Here is a 15,402-nt window from a genome sequence, read left to right as displayed (position 1 = left end):
ATCCTCAGTCCTTCTTGACCGGCGGGATCGGCCGGATCGAAAGCTCGCGCAGCTGCGTCGGGGTTGCCGGGCTCGGGGCGCCCATCAGCAGATCCTGGGCCTGCTGGTTCATCGGGAACAGCGAGATTTCGCGCAGGTTTTTGGCGCCGACGAGCAGCATGACGATGCGGTCGATACCGAAAGCGGCACCACCGTGCGGCGGCGCGCCGTACTGGAAGGCGCGGTATAGGCCGCCGAAGCGATCCTCGACATCCTGCTGGCTGAGACCGACCTTCTCGAAGGCGGCGACCATGGTTTCCGGCGACTGGTTGCGGATCGAGCCCGAGGCGATTTCGAAGCCGTTGCAGACGGCGTCATACTGGAAAGCCTTGATCGTCAACGGATCCTGGTTCTGCAACGCGTCCAGGCCGCCCTGCGGCATCGAGAACGGGTTGTGGGCGAAGTCGACCTTCTTGTCTTCCTCGCTCCATTCGAAGAAGGGGAAATCGACGATCCAGCACAGTTCGAAGCGGTCGCGGTCAACGAGGTTCAGTTCCTCGCCGGCCTTGGTGCGCGCCTCGCCGGCAAACTTGTAGAACTTTTCCGGTTCGCCGGCGACGAAGAAGCAGGCGTCACCATCGCCGAGACCAAGCTGGGTGCGGATCGCATCGGTGCGCTCCTCGCCGATGTTCTTGGCAAGCGGGCCGGCACCTTCGAGCTTGTCGTTTTCACTGCGCCAGAAAATATAGCCGAGGCCCGGCTGGCCCTGGCTCTGTGCCCAGGCATTCATGCGATCGCAGAAGGCGCGCGAGCCACCGGTCTTGGCCGGGATCGCCCAGATCTGGACCTTTGGGTTCGAGGCGATCATACCGGCGAAGACCTTGAAGCCGGAACCGGCGAAATGCTCGGTCACCGCTTCCATGACGATCGGGTTGCGCAGGTCCGGCTTGTCCGAACCATATTTGCGGATCGCTTCGTCATAGGGGATGCGCGGCCACTCCTTGGTGACCGGCTTGCCTTCGGCGAACTCCTCGAACACGCTTGTCATCAGCGGGCCCATCGTGTTCCAGACGTCCTCCTGGGTGACGAAGCTCATTTCGAGGTCGAGCTGGTAGAATTCACCCGGCAGGCGGTCGGCGCGCGGGTCTTCATCGCGGAAGCACGGCGCGATCTGGAAGTAGCGGTCGAAGCCGGCGACCATCAGCAGTTGCTTGTACTGCTGCGGCGCCTGCGGCAGCGCGTAGAATGTGCCGGGATGGATGCGCGACGGCACGAGGAAGTCGCGCGCGCCTTCCGGCGAGGAGGCCGTCAGGATCGGAGTCGTATATTCGGTGAAGCCGACATTGCCCATTTCGCGGCGCATGGCCGAGATCACCTGGGTGCGCTTGACAATGTTCTTATGCAGCGTTTCGCGGCGGAGATCGAGGAAGCGGTATTTGAGGCGGACGTCTTCCGGATAGTCCGGCTCGCCGAACACCGGAAGCGGCAATTCCTTGGCAGCGGAGAGCACTTCGATCTCCTGGGCGTAGAGCTCGATTTCGCCGGTCGCCATCGCCTTGTTGACGGTATCTTCGGTGCGGGCCTTGACGAGGCCGTCGATGCGGATGACCCATTCGCCGCGCACGGTCTCGGCCATCTTGAAGGCCGGGCTGTCCGGATCGGCGACGACCTGGGTGATGCCATAATGGTCGCGAAGGTCGATGAAGAGAACGCCGCCATGGTCGCGGACGCGATGGACCCAGCCGGAGATACGGACGGTCGAGCCGACATCCGTCTTGCGGAGGGCGGCGCATGTGTGGCTGCGATAGCGATGCATGATCTCAAATCCTGGAATGTGGCTTAAGACGGCAGCAAGGGTTCAAAGACCCTCAAGCGCCGACAAGAAAATCGGGCGGAAAAGCGCATGGACGCTCCGATTTGTCAAGGCTTGGCGCGTGCCGCCCACGCGTTTGTGGCAACGCAGCGGCCCGTATGCTGCGGCAGTTTGGCCGCGCTTCGCGTATTGATGAAGAAGCTGGTCAACTTTAAAAGGATCGGCATTCTCACTGTGGAGCGCCCGCATGCCCCTCCTGACCCGTCGCAATCTTCTCAAGGCATCCGTCGTGGCGGGCGCCTATGGCGTCGGCCTCGGCATTGCCGGCAAATTCGGGCCTGCCGAGGCGGCTCCCGAGCCGCAGTTGCTGACGGCTGTCAAGACCGAGGCGATGCTGACCGAGATCGGACCGACCCGGGAGATCATGAGCTGGGGCCATGACGGCATGCCGCCGGTTCTCAGGATGACGAAGGGACGCCCCTATGCGGCGCGGCTGAAAAACGGGCTCGACGAGCCGACGACGATCCACTGGCATGGGCTTCGCATCGATAACCGCATGGACGGCGTGCCCTTCATGACGCAGCCCTATGTCTATACCGGCGACAGCTTCGACTATGCCTTCACGCCGCCGGATGCCGGCACCTTCTGGTATCATCCGCATTGCAATACGCTGACGCAGATGGGGCACGGCATGACCGGGGTCCTCGTCGTCGAAGATCCGGCCGACCCTGAATTCGATGCAGAGGTTGTCCTGAACCTGCGCGACTGGCGGCTCGGCGGCGACGGACAGTTCATCGCCCCTTTCCGGCCGCGTGACGCCGCGAAGTCGGGCACCTACGGCACGGTGCGCACCGCCAACTGGCATCGGGAGCCGCAATATGACGCGCCGGCCGGCGGGCTGGTGCGGCTGCGCATCGCGGTCACCGACGTGACGCGGATCTTCTCGCTGAAGGTTGAAGGCGCCGATACGACCGTCATCGCCATCGACGGCAATCCGGTGCCGAAGCGTTTTCCCCTCGACCTGCTGCAGATCGGTCCGGGCCAGCGGCTCGATCTTGCCGTGCGCATGCCGGATAGAGAAGGCGCTGTCGCGACGCTCGAGGATATCCGCGGCACGACACCGAAGACGATCGCCAGCCTGCGTGCCACCGGGCCGTCGCTGAAGCGTGAGGTCGGTGATCTCGGGCCGCTTGCCGAAAATCCGGTGGCGAAGGCCGATCTTTCCACTGCCGAGCAGATCCCCTTGGTGCTGAGCGCCACCGCCGAGAATACCGCCACTGAGAGCATTTGCGGCACGCTCGGCTATAGTTTCTGGGCGATCAACAAGGTGCCGTGGCCGGGCGACACGCCGGATCCGACGGCGCCGCTGGCGGAATTGAAGCTCGGCCGGAGCTATGTCTTCAATCTGGAAAATGTCACGCCGCATGCGCATCCGATCCATCTGCACGGGATGAGCTTCACGGTGATCTTCTCTTCGACGCGGGAGGTGATGCCGCTCGTCTCCGATACCTATCTCATCCAGCCGGACGAGAAGGTGCAGCTCGCCTTCGTCGCCGACAATCCCGGCGACTGGCTGCTGCATTGCCATATCATCGAGCACCAGAAGACCGGAATGACCAGCTACCTCAGAGTGAGTTGAGGCAGTCTGTGCCGCAGTTTGGACGTTATTCTTAGCCAGCAATGCGCGAAGCTTATGCTGTTGTATTGACATATCGAAGCGAAAGGAGAAGGAAGGTTCAACCGACCTTTTCCTTGCGAATGAAATGATATGATCGAAACCACCGCCGATTTGGCGGCCGCCTGCAAAGAGCTGGCCAAGTCCGACTTCATCACCATTGACACCGAATTCCTGCGCGAGACGACCTTCTGGCCGGAGCTTTGCCTGATCCAGATGGCAAGCCCGACGACCGAAGTGCTCGTCGATCCGCTGGCCAAGGGCATCGATCTTGCCCCCTTCTTCGAGCTGATGGCCGATACGAAGGTGCTGAAGGTCTTTCACGCGGCCCGCCAGGACATCGAAATCATCTTCAATCGCGGCAATCTCATTCCGCATCCGATCTTCGACACGCAGGTCGCCGCGATGGTCTGCGGTTTCGGCGACAGCGTCTCCTATGATCAGCTGGTCAGCCGCATCAAGAACATCCATATCGACAAGTCGTCGCGCTTCACCGACTGGAGCCGCCGGCCGCTCTCCGACAAGCAGCTGGAATATGCGCTGGCCGACGTCACCCACCTGCGCGACGTCTATCTGTCGCTGAAGGCCGAACTCGATCGCGAAGGCCGCACCTCCTGGCTCTCCGAGGAAATGGACATTCTCGAGGCGCGCGAAACCTACGATCTGCATCCTGACGATGCCTGGCAGCGGCTGAAGATGCGCCTGCGCAAGCCGCAGGAGCTGGCGATCCTGAAATTTGTCGCCGCCTGGCGCGAACGCGAGGCGCGTTCGCGCAACGTGCCGCGTTCGCGGGTGCTGAAGGATGATGCGATCTACGAGATCGCCCAGCAGCAGCCCAAGGATACCGAAGCGCTCGGCCGGTTGCGCACCATTCCCAAAGGCTGGGAGCGCTCGACTTCCGGCGCCGCCGTCATCGAGGCCGTCAACGCAGCACTCGCTCTTCCGAAAGCCGATATGCCACATGTGCCGCGCCAGGCGCAGGCGCCCGAAGGGGCCGCTGCTGCCGTCGAATTGCTAAAGGTACTCTTGAAGCTGATTTCGGAAAAGCACGGCGTGGCGCCGAAGGTGATCGCCAACAGCGAAGATCTCGACAGGATCGCCGCCGAGGGCGAGAAGGCCGAAGTCGCGGCCCTCAACGGCTGGCGGCGCGATCTTTTCGGCGAGCCGGCGCTGCAGCTGATCCAGGGTCAGATCGCTCTGCGCTTCGTCGGCCGCAAGGTCGAAACGGTCAGCCTCTAGGTTCAAGTGCCTCGGCGCCTTTGCGCGTCCGCGCGGCGTTGTAAGACGATATTCGAATTCGCTTGACGCTTTTTTCCCAGCTGAAACAATGGCTGACGGCAAATCACGGCGAAGAGGCGGCATGCGGGAAATATCTCCGACGCAGAACTGGATCCTGATCACGATGGTTCTGGCTGCCAGCGGCGTGGTCTATGATCTGATGTTCTACTCCAACCAGACGCCCGTTGTCGGCGCGATCTTCGCGCTGTTCATCGGCATGCCGATCATCGCCTTCGAGCGCAAGGCGCTGTTCCGCACGCTGTACAGACGTATTCAGAAGCTGCCGACCTTCGCTTTCATCATCAGCGAGCTGGTGATCTACGAAATCCTGATGAGCATCGGCTTTGCCTGTGCCGCTCTGCTGCTCTCATCGCTCGGCATGGTGAAGCCAACGTCGTTCCTCGATCTCGTCATCATGCCCTACGAGGTCTTCCTCTATGCGCTTGCCGTCTGCTCGGCGCTGATCTTCATCCTGCGCGTGCGGGAACTGCTCGGCCGCGAGGTATTCGTCAGCATGCTCGTCAGCCGCTACCGCAATCCGGTCAGGGAAGAGCGTGTCTTCCTGTTCATCGATCTGGTCGACTCGACGGCTTTTGCCGAAAAGCACGGCGACCTCCGCGCCCAGCAATTGCTGAGCTCGCTGTTTGCCACCTTCGCCGAGCCAGTCAGGCGCCATAAGGGCATGATCAACGACTATGTCGGCGATGCGGCAATCATCACCTGGCCGCTTGCCCGCGGCATCAAGGGCGCGCGCTGCGTGCGCTGCATCTTCGACATTCTCGCCGATATCGAAGCCAACGCCGCCGGCTGGCGGAGAAGCTACGGACAGGTGCCGAAGCTGCGCGCCGCCCTTCACGGCGGCGAGATCATCACCGCCGAAATTGGCGTCGATCATCACAAGATCAGCTATTTCGGCGACACGGTGAACACCACCGCCCGCCTGGAAACGCTCTGCCGCAGCCTGAACCGGCCAGTGCTGATTTCGGCCGAACTTGCGCGGCGCATGAAATTTCCCGACGATATTTCCTGCGAGGATCTCGGCACCCATGCCGTCAAGGGGCGCGGCCAGGCGCTCGGCGTCATGGCGCTTTCCTCGCGCGCCGTCACCGTGCTGAACACACCTGCCGTCATTCTGCACGGCTGAGCAAACGCTTTTAACCCGCGTCACCAAAACTTCACCCAACCGTCAATTCGCTGACACGGAAGCCCTGCAAAGCGGATGCCATTCGCATCCGTTCCATGGGGATATTATGAAGAACGTCCTTTTTGCTTCCGTATCGCTTTTCATCCTGATGACCGGCTCCGCTTCGGCCGACCAGCAGCAGTTTCCGGCCAAGCTCGCCGGCCAGGCGATCCTGCCTGCCAACACCATGGTTCCGGCTCCGGCCGATGCCCCTGAATTCCTGAAACATTCCGGCAAGTTCACGACGGCGGACCGCAAGCGCACCGAAGCGCTCGGAACGGTGCCCGGCAAGGACGGTGCCCGCGTCACCGACCTGAGGCTCCCCTTCGACGGTCAGGCGATCCAGGGCTTCTCCGGCATCAAGACGATGGCCGACGGCACCTTCTGGACGCTGACGGACAACGGCTTCGGCTCGAAGGCCAATTCCTCCGACTCCATGCTCTTCCTGCACCAGATGAAGTTCGACTGGGCAGCCAACAAGGCCGAAGTCGTCAAGAACCTCTTCCTCTCCGATCCGAACAAGATCGCCCCCTTCCCAGTCGTGCTGGAAGGCACCGATACGCGTTACCTCACCGGCGCCGATTTCGACATCGAATCGATCCAGCCGGTTGCCGACGGTTTCTGGCTCGGCGACGAATTCGGTCCCTACATCCTGAAGGTCGATAACGAAGGCCGCCTGACGGACGTCTTCCCGACGACGCTCGATGGCAAGCCGGTGCTTTCGCCCGACAATCCGCTGATTCAGCTTCCGGGCAATCCGACCGCGAAGATGCCGGTCTTCAATCTGAAGCGCTCCGGCGGCTTCGAAGGCCTCGCCATGTCGAAGGACGGCACCAAGCTCTACGGCCTGCTCGAAGGCGCCATCTACAAGGATGACGGCCAGATGGAATCGGCCGACGGCCACACCGCCGTCCGCATCATCGAGTTCGACGTCGCCGCCAAGAAGTGGACCGGCCGCAGCTGGCTCTATCTGTTCGAGGACAAGGGTGTCTCGATCGGCGACTTCAACATGCTTGACGACACCACCGCTCTCGTCATCGAGCGCGACAGCGGCGCCGGCACCAAGGACAAGGCCTGCGCCGATCCGAAGCAGCCGAAGCCGGATTGCTTCGAGGCCCCGGCCGAACTGAAGCGCGTCTACAAGATCGAGTTCAACGACGCCAATGCCGGCAAGGCCGTCCGCAAGATCGGTTATATCGACCTGTTGAATATCCAGGATCCCGACAACAAGAAGAAGGCCGGAGCCAAGGACGGCGTTTACGACATGCCGTTCGTGACGATCGAAAACGTCGACCGTGTCGACGCCACCCACATCATCATCGGCAACGACAATAACCTGCCCTTCTCGGCCGGCCGCACCGTCGACAAGGCTGACAATAACGAGTTCAGCCTGCTTGAGGTTGGCGAGTTTTTGAACGCGAAATAAGTTTGGGTTGATGTGAGATGGAAGGGGCGGTGCGTGAGCGCCGCCTTTTTCGTTTGGTTTGGTGGGTACATCGTACGGCATCCATGCCAGGCCCCTCTGCCCTGCCGGCCATCTCCCCCACAGGTGGGGAGATCACAAGTGGCTCACGCCACCTGCCCATCTACCGTTTCGTCGCGCTGCCACGCCAATTTTTTTGGGAAACCGGTGCGCCCGGCGATCTCCCCACCTGTGGGGGAGATGGCCGGCAGGCCAGAGGGGACTGGCACGGCACGACGACCATTGCACCACCCTACTCGAACCGGAACGCCAGCCTCTTGTTCGTCAACCTCGATAGCTGCTGCAATCGCCCGTCCAGGCGTTCGCCGGCGAAATCGCGGTATTCGGGGGGCACGACGAATTCGAGGTCAAGGTCCGGGTTCGACGATTTGCGGAAGCTCAGGCTTTTGACGATGCCGGGCATCGAGGCCGAGAACAGATAGACGACGCGCAGCATACCGCCGAGCAGCTTGGCGCGTTCGATGAACTGGGGGGTGGCGATCTGCGCCAGAGGGCCGGTGGCGCCGTCATCGTGCAGGCCTTCGAAACGGTAGTAATTTGTCAGCGCGATGAAGGCGCGGCCGGGATGGCTGATGCCGACGAAGGAGGAGTGGGCGATGACGTTCAGCGCCTGCAGGCCGCGATAGTCGGGATGGGCGCGCCAGCTGATATCGGCAAGCAGACAGGCGGCCTGACGATAGCGGCTTTCCTCTTCGGTTTCCTGGACGCCGAACAAGGGCATCATGCGGCCCGTCCATTCCGCCAGCTCACGGGCATGCTCGGGCGAACGGGCACGCAGGATCGCTAGCTCGCCGGCAGCGGCCAGCAGCGGATCCAGGCGGCGCTCGGCCTCCGACAGCAGCGAATAGAGATATCCCTCGCGCACGCCCTGCGCCGAGAAGGAAATGACCGATGGTTTCATCGCGCTCAGCACTTCCGTCATGGCGACGGCGCCGAAGGGCAGCAGCGAACGGCGGTGCTTGGAAACGGCCTGAAACGCAGGCTCCCTCGAATCACGCGCACTTACCACCTGTTCGAGGAACAGCATTATCGCTTCAAGCGATACCTCGTAGCCCTGCATCATGTGCAGCGGATAGTTTGTGATTTCCATGTGCAGCTTGGCGATGTTTCGCCAGGTGCCGCCGACGGCGTAGAAGGTGCGCCCCTCGCCTTTCGACAAGAGCTTTGCCGTCTTCACCTGCTTGCGGGCAAAGGTGCGTGCCTTGGAGAGCGAGCCGCCGGCATATTCCGACAGGCGCAGGCCGCCGAGCGGCAGCGTGATGCCCTTGCCAAACTCCTTGCCCTTGATATCGATCAGCTCAAGCGAGCCGCCGCCGAGGTCGCCGGCGATGCCATCAGGATTGAAGAAGCCGCTGATGATGCCGAGCGAGGCGAATTTCGCCTCCTCCTCACCGGAGAGCACACGGACCTTACGGCCGAGGATGGTTTCCGCCTGGTGGATGAAATCGGGCCCATTGCTCGCCTCGCGGGCGGCGGCCGTCGCCAGCACATACATGGTGGCGGCGCGCGCCTGATCGGACAGGGCCTTGAAACGGTGCAGCGCCGCCAGGGCCCTGATGACGCTGTCTTCATCCATCTTGCCGGTGACGGCTATGCCTTTGCCGAGGCCGCAGAGGACCTTTTCGTTGAAAAGAATGGTCGGCGAGCGGGACATGCCTTCGTAGACGACGAGACGAATGGAATTCGATCCAATGTCGACAACGGAGACCGGGGCGATCCCCGGAAGGCGCCCCTGGGCTTCAGATTCAACCATTTAGGTCCAGTTTTACTTGTTGTTGCGGCCTTCGAGCAGGCCGGCGATCAGTTTCGGCGCGCTGGACTTCAGAGCTTCACCACGGCCTGACAGGCTCGGATTGGTCATGAAGTACTGCTGCGCATTGAACGGTTCCTCGCCTCTGCGCACTTCCATGCGCCGCGACGTACCGTCGGGCAATATCTCGTAGCTTTGTTGATTGTCAATCACGTTGCCGAGCATAATCTGGGACAAAACCTGCTCGTGAACGGTCGGATTCGTCAGCGGAACCATGGTTTCGACGCGTCGGTCGAGATTTCTCGGCATCATGTCGGCCGAACCGATATAAACCAGCGCCTTGTCGGACGGCAGGCCGTGGCCGTTGCCGAAGCAAAATATGCGGCTGTGTTCGAGGAAGCGGCCGATGATCGACTTGACGCGGATATTCTCCGAAAGACCGGGCACCTGCGGACGCAGGCAGCAGATGCCGCGCACGACAAGATCGATCTCGACGCCGGCATGGCTGGCGCGATAGAGCGCGTCGATGATGTCGGGATCGACAAGCGAATTCATCTTCATCCAGATCGCGGCCGGGGCGCCATTCCTGGCATGCTGGATCTCTTCCTCGATGTGGCGCAGGATGCGCGGGCGCATCGTATAGGGCGAGATGGCAAGCTGCATGCCCTGTTCCGGCTCACCGTAGCCGGTGATGAAATTGAAGATGTTCGCCATGTCGTGGGCGATGACCGGATTGCAGGTGAAATAGGACAGGTCGGTATAGATCTTCGCGGTGATCGGGTGGTAGTTGCCGGTTCCCAAGTGGCAATAGGTCCGGAGCTTGCCTTCCTCGCGGCGGACGACCATCGACATCTTGGCGTGGGTCTTGAGCTCGATGAAGCCGAAGACGACCTGCACGCCGGCGCGCTCGAGATCGCGCGCCCAGCGGATGTTCGCCTCCTCGTCGAAGCGGGCCTTGAGCTCGACCAGCGCCGTCACCGACTTGCCGGCTTCGGCGGCATCGACCAGCGCACGCACGATCGGGCTGTCGTTGGAGGTGCGGTAAAGCGTCTGCTTTATCGCCAGGACGTCAGGATCGCGCGCAGCCTGGAGAAGGAACTGGACCACCACGTCGAAAGATTCATAGGGGTGATGGACGACCATGTCCTTTTCGCGGATGGCTGCGAAGCAGTCGCCGGCATGTTCGCGGACGCGCTCGGGAAATCGCGCATTGTAGGACGGAAACCTGAGATCCTCGCGGGGCGCTTTGGTGATCTCGGACAGAGTGTTCAGCGCCAGAAGGCCCGGCAGAACGGCGACGCGATTATCTGGGATGTTCAGCGCCTGGACGACGAACTGGCGCAGCGAAGCCGGCATTTCCGAGTCGGTCTCGATGCGGATGACCTTGCCGCGGCGGCGGCGCTTCAGCGCCGTTTCGAAAAAGCGGACAAGATCCTCCGCCTCTTCCTCGACTTCGATATCGCTGTCGCGGATGACGCGGAACGTACCGGAGCCCTGCACTTCGTAACCCGGGTAGAGCCGATGGATGAAGATGTTGGCGACATCCTCAAGCGTGATGTAGCGGATGGTGTTTCCATCATCCGGCAGACGGACGAAGCGGTCGAGCGCCGGCGGCAGGCGTAGCAAGGCCGTCATCGGCTCGCGGCCGTTCTTGCTGACGAGCTGCAGGCCGATCGAGAAGCCGAGATTCGGAATGAAAGGGAACGGATGGGCTGGATCGATCGACAGCGGCGTCAGAACCGGAAAGATCGCCTGTTCGAATTCGGTGGCAAGCCACTGGCGGTCGGCATCGCTCAAGGCGCCGGGGCGGACGATCAGTATGTCTTCCTTGGCGAGATATTGCTGCAGCACGGCGAGCGAGGCCTGCTGCTCCATCTGCAGATGGTCGATCTCCTGCAGGATCGAATCGAGCTGCTCGGCCGGCGTCTTGCCGTCCGGACTGCGGATGACGATGTTCTGGCGTACCTGGCCCTCGAGGCCGGCGACACGCACCATGAAGAATTCATCGAGGTTGGCAGCCGAGATCGACAGGAAGCGGACCCGCTCGAGCAGCGGATGCTCGGTATTCAAGGTTTCTTCCAGGACACGGCGGTTGAACTGCAGCCAGGAGAATTCTCGGTTGATGAAGCGCTCGGGGCTCTTGAGCAGCTCTTCCAGCGGGGGCGTGTTGTCGTTGGTTTCCGGAGTGAGTTCCTGATGCTCTGCGACTGCGCTATCCATGGTCTACCCCGTTCTCAATCGCCGAAGGCAATTATATCAGTTTCACGACGGAACTGTGACAGTCAATCGGCCGAGTCCGAATTTCCCAATTCATTCAATACTTCAGCAGCAAGAGACCGGGTGATCTTCGTGCCCCGTGACAGGGCGAGCCTGTCAAGCCGTTCGACGATCATCTGGGCCGCGTTCAGCGACCGCTCCATCCGGTTGACGATATAGAGCACGAGTTTGTCATCTATATAAAGCTGGCGGTCGGCGAACAGCTTGACGATCACCTGCGACAACAGCGCCTCGTCGGGTTCGCCTATCTCGACGACGGTCGCAGCCTTCAGGCGCGAGCGCAGATCGGGCAGCAAAACCGGCCAGGAGATCGGCCAGAGACGGCTGGTCATCAACAGGCTGGTGCCGTTTTCGCGCACGCTGTTGATGACATGGAAGAGCGCATTGTCGTCGAAGCCGAGCCGGTCGGCATCCTCGAACAATACCGGCCCGGCGGCGGCGGCAATCGCCGCCTCCGAGCCCAGCTCGGGATGGATGTCGACGGCGCCGCTCAATTCCCGCCAGATGCCGGCGAGATGCGATTTTCCCGAACCGACCGGGCCGGCGAGCACGACGACCGGCGACGGCCATGCCGGCCAGGCATCGACGATCGACACCGCGGCGGCGAGGCGCTCCGAGATCAGGAGATCGTCGCGGCCGCTGGCGGCATCGTGCGAAAAGACCAGCGGCAACTGCTCTCCGGCCTTGCGCTTCAGATCAGCGTTCTTCACGTCATTCATTGGGAACTGATTTCGTCTTCCGGGCGCGGCCACCGAGCGACCCGCCAAAATAAAGATCACTCTGAAGGTAGCGTGAAAGCGCAAAACGAACAAGGACGCCGACCGCCGCGGCGGCCGGCACGGCGACCAGAAGCCCTACGAAACCGAAGAGCGCGCCGAAGGCAAACAGCGCAAACATCAGCCAGACCGGATGCAGGCCGACGCTGGAGCCGACGAGCTTCGGCTGCAGGATATTGCCCTCCAGGAACTGGCCGCTGAAGAAGACGGCCAGCACCAGGCCGATCCAGGGATAATCCGGCCAGAATTGCACAAGCGCCACGCCGATGGCGAGCACGAGGCCAACCAGCGAGCCGACATAAGGAATGAAACTGATCATGCCGGCGAAGAGCCCGATCAGCAGGCCGAAATTCAGACCGACGAGAGATAGGCCGACGGCATAATAAATGCCGAGGATGAGGCAGAGCGAGCCCTGGCCGCGGATGAAGCCGGCGATCGCCTGGTCGATCTCCTTGGCGATCTGGCGGACATCATTGATATAATCGCGTGGGATCCACTGATCGACCTTGGCGACCATGCGGTCCCAATCGAGCAGGATGTAGAAGGCGACGACGGGAGTGACGACGAGCAGCGATATGACGTCGACGATCGCCTTGCCGGAATTCCAGATCTGCGCGAAGAGCCCGGTCAAGAAGCCCATGCCTTCGGAGAGGATGCCGGAGAGATTGTCCTTGATCGTGCCTGCCTGGCTCTTGACCCAGTCCGGCAGCAGCGAATTCTGCGTCTGGGTGACAAACTGCTGCAACTGGTTGATATAACCCGGCAGCCGCTCGGCGAAATCGTTGAACTGACTGACGAGCACCGGAATGAGGATCATCAGCGCCAGGGCGAAGGTGATGACGAAGGCGATCAGGATGACGACCGTCGCCATCATGCGGCTCAGACCCAGCCGCTCCAGCCGGTCGGCCACCGGATCGAGGAAATAGGCGATCGCCATGCCGGCGATGAAGGGCAGCAGGATCGAGCTGAAAACATAGAGAAAGACGATGAAGAAGGCGAGCACGCCCAGCCAGAAGAAAATCTGACGCTTGAGACTGTTGCCGCTGACTTGCTGTGGCATCGCTTCCCCGCTGATCGCTTTCCGCCGCCAAACGCCGCATTCGAACCGACGCGGCCATTCAGCACATAGGATGCAGGCGCAAAGATGGTCAACCCTGTCGCGGCAAATCCCGGAAAGGCCGGTTGAAGACGCGGGAAATTGGGGGCTTTTGCCATGCGGCGCTTGCATAAAAGCCCCTGTCATGCAATTGCGACCGGCAGATGACGCGGCATGTTAGCCGCCTGAAAATAGCCATCGGAGACCAGCATGAGCCAGTCTGGGAAAAACGGCCTGACCTACAGCGATGCGGGCGTCGACATCGATGCCGGCAACCTCCTCGTCGAGAAGATCAAACCGGCGGTGCGCTCGACCCGACGCCCCGGCGCCGATGGCGAGATCGGCGGCTTCGGCGGGCTCTTCGATCTCAAGGCCGCGGGCTTTACCGATCCGGTTCTCGTTGCCGCCAATGACGGCGTCGGCACCAAGCTGAAGATCGCGATCGATGCCGATTATCACGACAGCGTCGGCATCGACCTCGTCGCCATGTGCGTCAACGATCTCGTCGTTCAGGGCGCCGAGCCGCTGTTCTTCCTCGATTATTTCGCCACCGGCAAGCTCGACCCCGACCAGGGTGCCGCGATCGTCGGCGGCATTGCCGCCGGCTGCCGGCAGGCGGGTTGCGCGCTGATCGGCGGCGAGACGGCCGAAATGCCCGGCATGTATTCCTCCGGCGACTATGATCTCGCCGGTTTTGCTGTCGGCGCTGCCGAACGCGGCAAGCTGCTGCCCTCGGGCGATATCGCCGAGGGCGATGTGATCCTCGGCCTCGCCTCCTCCGGCGTGCACTCCAACGGTTTCTCGCTGGTGCGCAAGATCGTCGAACTCTCCGGCCTCGGCTGGGACGCACCGGCGCCATTTTCCGAAGGCAGGAAGCTCGGCGAAGCCCTGCTGGAGCCGACCCGCATCTATGTGAAGCCGTTGCTGAAGGCGATCCGCGAGACCGGCGCCATCAAGGCGCTCGCCCATATCACCGGCGGCGGCTTCCCGGAAAATATTCCGCGGGTGCTGCCGAAGCATCTGGCGGCCGAGATCGATCTTGCCGCCGTCAAGGTTCCGCCGGTCTTCTCGTGGCTCGCCAGGACGGGCGGCGTCGAAACCAAGGAGATGCTGCGCACCTTCAACTGCGGCGTCGGCATGATTGTCGTCGTCGCCGGCGAGAATGTCGCGACCGTTTCCGCCGCCCTCGAAGCCGAGGGCGAGACCGTCGTCACGCTCGGCCGCATGATCGCTCGCGACGAAGGTGCCACCGGCACAGTCTATAAGGGCACACTTGCTGTATGAGCACGCCGCGCAAACGCGTCGTCGTCCTCATATCCGGCGGCGGCTCCAACATGATGGCCCTGGTTGCGGCGGCGAAAGCCGCCGACTACCCGGCCGAAATCGTGGGCGTGATCTCCGACAAGGCGGAGGCCGGCGGGCTTGCCAAGGCGGCCGCCGAAGGCATCGCCACCTACGCCTTTCCCCGCAAGGAGTATGCCAGCAAGGATGCGCATGAGGCGGCGATCTTTTCGGCACTCGACGAACTTTCGCCCGATATCCTCTGCCTGGCCGGCTATATGCGACTGCTCACGCCGACCTTCATTCAGCGTTACGAAGGCCGGATGCTCAACATCCACCCTTCCCTGCTGCCGCTGTTTCCCGGCCTGCATACCCATCAGCGCGCGATCGACGCCGGCATGCGCATCGCCGGCTGCACCGTGCATTTCGTCACCGAAGGCATGGATGAAGGGCCGGTCATCGGCCAAGCCGCCGTCCCGATCCTTTCCGGCGACACGGCCGAAAGCCTTGCCGCCCGCGTGCTGACCGTCGAACACCAGATTTATCCGCAGGCACTGCGGCTCTTCGCCGAAGGCCGCGTGACGATGGAAGGCGGCAAGGCCATCGGCGAAGAGGCTTCGGCCGTTGCGCCCAAGGCCCAGCTCATCTCGCTGATCGGCGACCGCTGTTAGGTTGCTGATATACCTGCCAGGCAGGTAGCTTTCCCAAGTCAAATACCATGCGCACAACCGCTGCAGCGCATATACCCGTTGGCAGGAACGAGCCCCTGATCGAACAGGCGCGGCAAGCCTTCCAACTCCTTTTCGATCAG

The 15,402-nt window shown here is 62.0% G+C and carries 11 protein-coding genes; 6 read left to right on the top strand and 5 right to left on the bottom strand.

Going from position 1 to position 15,402, the window contains the following annotated elements; translation table 11 throughout:
* Nucleotides 1–4: 4 nt before the first annotated feature.
* The gene (gene aspS, locus OS035_RS17420; protein WP_097627059.1) at nucleotides 5–1,795 is read right to left on the bottom strand and encodes an aspartate--tRNA ligase; all 1,791 of its coding nucleotides are present in this window, start codon (nucleotides 1,793–1,795) and stop codon (nucleotides 5–7) included.
* 244 nt (nucleotides 1,796–2,039) lie between these two features.
* On the opposite strand from aspS, the gene OS035_RS17415 reads away from it, so the two are divergent.
* The 4 genes from OS035_RS17415 (at nucleotide 2,040) to OS035_RS17400 (ending at nucleotide 7,354) form a co-directional block, all read left to right on the top strand.
* On the top strand, nucleotides 2,040–3,431 hold the full coding sequence (locus tag OS035_RS17415; RefSeq protein ID WP_097627057.1) for a multicopper oxidase family protein: 1,392 nt from the start codon (nucleotides 2,040–2,042) through the stop codon (nucleotides 3,429–3,431).
* 129 nt (nucleotides 3,432–3,560) lie between these two features.
* The gene (rnd, locus tag OS035_RS17410) at nucleotides 3,561–4,706 is read left to right on the top strand and encodes a ribonuclease D (protein ID WP_097627055.1); all 1,146 of its coding nucleotides are present in this window, start codon (nucleotides 3,561–3,563) and stop codon (nucleotides 4,704–4,706) included.
* A gap of 121 nt (nucleotides 4,707–4,827) precedes the next feature.
* Complete coding sequence (locus OS035_RS17405; protein ID WP_097627053.1) at nucleotides 4,828–5,889, top strand: adenylate/guanylate cyclase domain-containing protein; 1,062 nt, start codon at nucleotides 4,828–4,830, stop codon at nucleotides 5,887–5,889.
* A gap of 106 nt (nucleotides 5,890–5,995) precedes the next feature.
* Nucleotides 5,996–7,354: an esterase-like activity of phytase family protein gene (locus OS035_RS17400; RefSeq protein WP_097627051.1), complete on the top strand. Its 1,359-nt coding sequence runs from the start codon at nucleotides 5,996–5,998 to the stop codon at nucleotides 7,352–7,354.
* A 289-nt stretch (nucleotides 7,355–7,643) separates the two neighbouring features.
* On the opposite strand, the gene ppx is transcribed toward OS035_RS17400, so the two are convergent.
* From ppx to OS035_RS17380, 4 genes are all read right to left on the bottom strand, one after another.
* Nucleotides 7,644–9,164, bottom strand: coding sequence for an exopolyphosphatase (gene ppx, locus OS035_RS17395; protein ID WP_097627049.1), 1,521 nt, complete (start codon nucleotides 9,162–9,164; stop codon nucleotides 7,644–7,646).
* A 12-nt stretch (nucleotides 9,165–9,176) separates the two neighbouring features.
* A complete protein-coding gene (locus OS035_RS17390; RefSeq protein WP_097627047.1) occupies nucleotides 9,177–11,381 on the bottom strand; it encodes an RNA degradosome polyphosphate kinase in 2,205 nt (734 codons plus the stop codon).
* Between the two features lie 62 nt (nucleotides 11,382–11,443).
* Entirely contained in the window at nucleotides 11,444–12,157 is a 714-nt protein-coding gene (hdaA, locus tag OS035_RS17385; protein WP_097627046.1) for a DnaA regulatory inactivator HdaA, read from the bottom strand.
* Nucleotides 12,150–13,274: an AI-2E family transporter gene (locus OS035_RS17380; RefSeq protein WP_097627044.1), complete on the bottom strand. Its 1,125-nt coding sequence runs from the start codon at nucleotides 13,272–13,274 to the stop codon at nucleotides 12,150–12,152. Before OS035_RS17380 ends, hdaA begins: the two co-directional genes overlap by 8 nt.
* 246 nt (nucleotides 13,275–13,520) lie before the next feature.
* Between OS035_RS17380 and purM the strand changes: the two genes are divergently transcribed.
* Together purM and purN are read left to right on the top strand one after the other, a co-directional pair.
* Nucleotides 13,521–14,594, top strand: a complete 1,074-nt coding sequence (gene purM / locus OS035_RS17375) for a phosphoribosylformylglycinamidine cyclo-ligase (protein WP_097627042.1) — start codon at nucleotides 13,521–13,523, stop codon at nucleotides 14,592–14,594.
* On the top strand, nucleotides 14,591–15,262 hold the full coding sequence (gene purN / locus OS035_RS17370; RefSeq protein WP_097627040.1) for a phosphoribosylglycinamide formyltransferase: 672 nt from the start codon (nucleotides 14,591–14,593) through the stop codon (nucleotides 15,260–15,262). Before purM ends, purN begins: the two co-directional genes overlap by 4 nt.
* Nucleotides 15,263–15,402 lie beyond the last annotated feature (140 nt).

This window comes from Rhizobium sp. 268, assembly GCF_036571585.1.
GTDB lineage: Bacteria > Pseudomonadota > Alphaproteobacteria > Rhizobiales > Rhizobiaceae > Rhizobium > Rhizobium redzepovicii.
Note: the sequence above shows the minus strand (reverse complement) of the source record. Positions and strands in the feature narration are given on the sequence as shown.

Excerpts from the sequence above, each read along its gene's own strand:
- rnd (WP_097627055.1), top strand. The coding sequence starts at position 3,561 with ATGATCGAAACCACCGCCGATTTGGCGGCCGCCTGCAAAGAGCTGGCC.
- OS035_RS17405 (WP_097627053.1), top strand. The coding sequence starts at position 4,828 with ATGCGGGAAATATCTCCGACGCAGAACTGGATCCTGATCACGATGGTT.
- OS035_RS17390 (WP_097627047.1), bottom strand. The coding sequence starts at position 11,381 with ATGGATAGCGCAGTCGCAGAGCATCAGGAACTCACTCCGGAAACCAAC.
- purM (WP_097627042.1), top strand. The coding sequence starts at position 13,521 with ATGAGCCAGTCTGGGAAAAACGGCCTGACCTACAGCGATGCGGGCGTC.
- OS035_RS17400 (WP_097627051.1), top strand. The coding sequence starts at position 5,996 with ATGAAGAACGTCCTTTTTGCTTCCGTATCGCTTTTCATCCTGATGACC.
- OS035_RS17380 (WP_097627044.1), bottom strand. The coding sequence starts at position 13,274 with ATGCCACAGCAAGTCAGCGGCAACAGTCTCAAGCGTCAGATTTTCTTC.
- purN (WP_097627040.1), top strand. The coding sequence starts at position 14,591 with ATGAGCACGCCGCGCAAACGCGTCGTCGTCCTCATATCCGGCGGCGGC.
- aspS (WP_097627059.1), bottom strand. The coding sequence starts at position 1,795 with ATGCATCGCTATCGCAGCCACACATGCGCCGCCCTCCGCAAGACGGAT.
- ppx (WP_097627049.1), bottom strand. The coding sequence starts at position 9,164 with ATGGTTGAATCTGAAGCCCAGGGGCGCCTTCCGGGGATCGCCCCGGTC.
- OS035_RS17415 (WP_097627057.1), top strand. The coding sequence starts at position 2,040 with ATGCCCCTCCTGACCCGTCGCAATCTTCTCAAGGCATCCGTCGTGGCG.
- hdaA (WP_097627046.1), bottom strand. The coding sequence starts at position 12,157 with ATGAATGACGTGAAGAACGCTGATCTGAAGCGCAAGGCCGGAGAGCAG.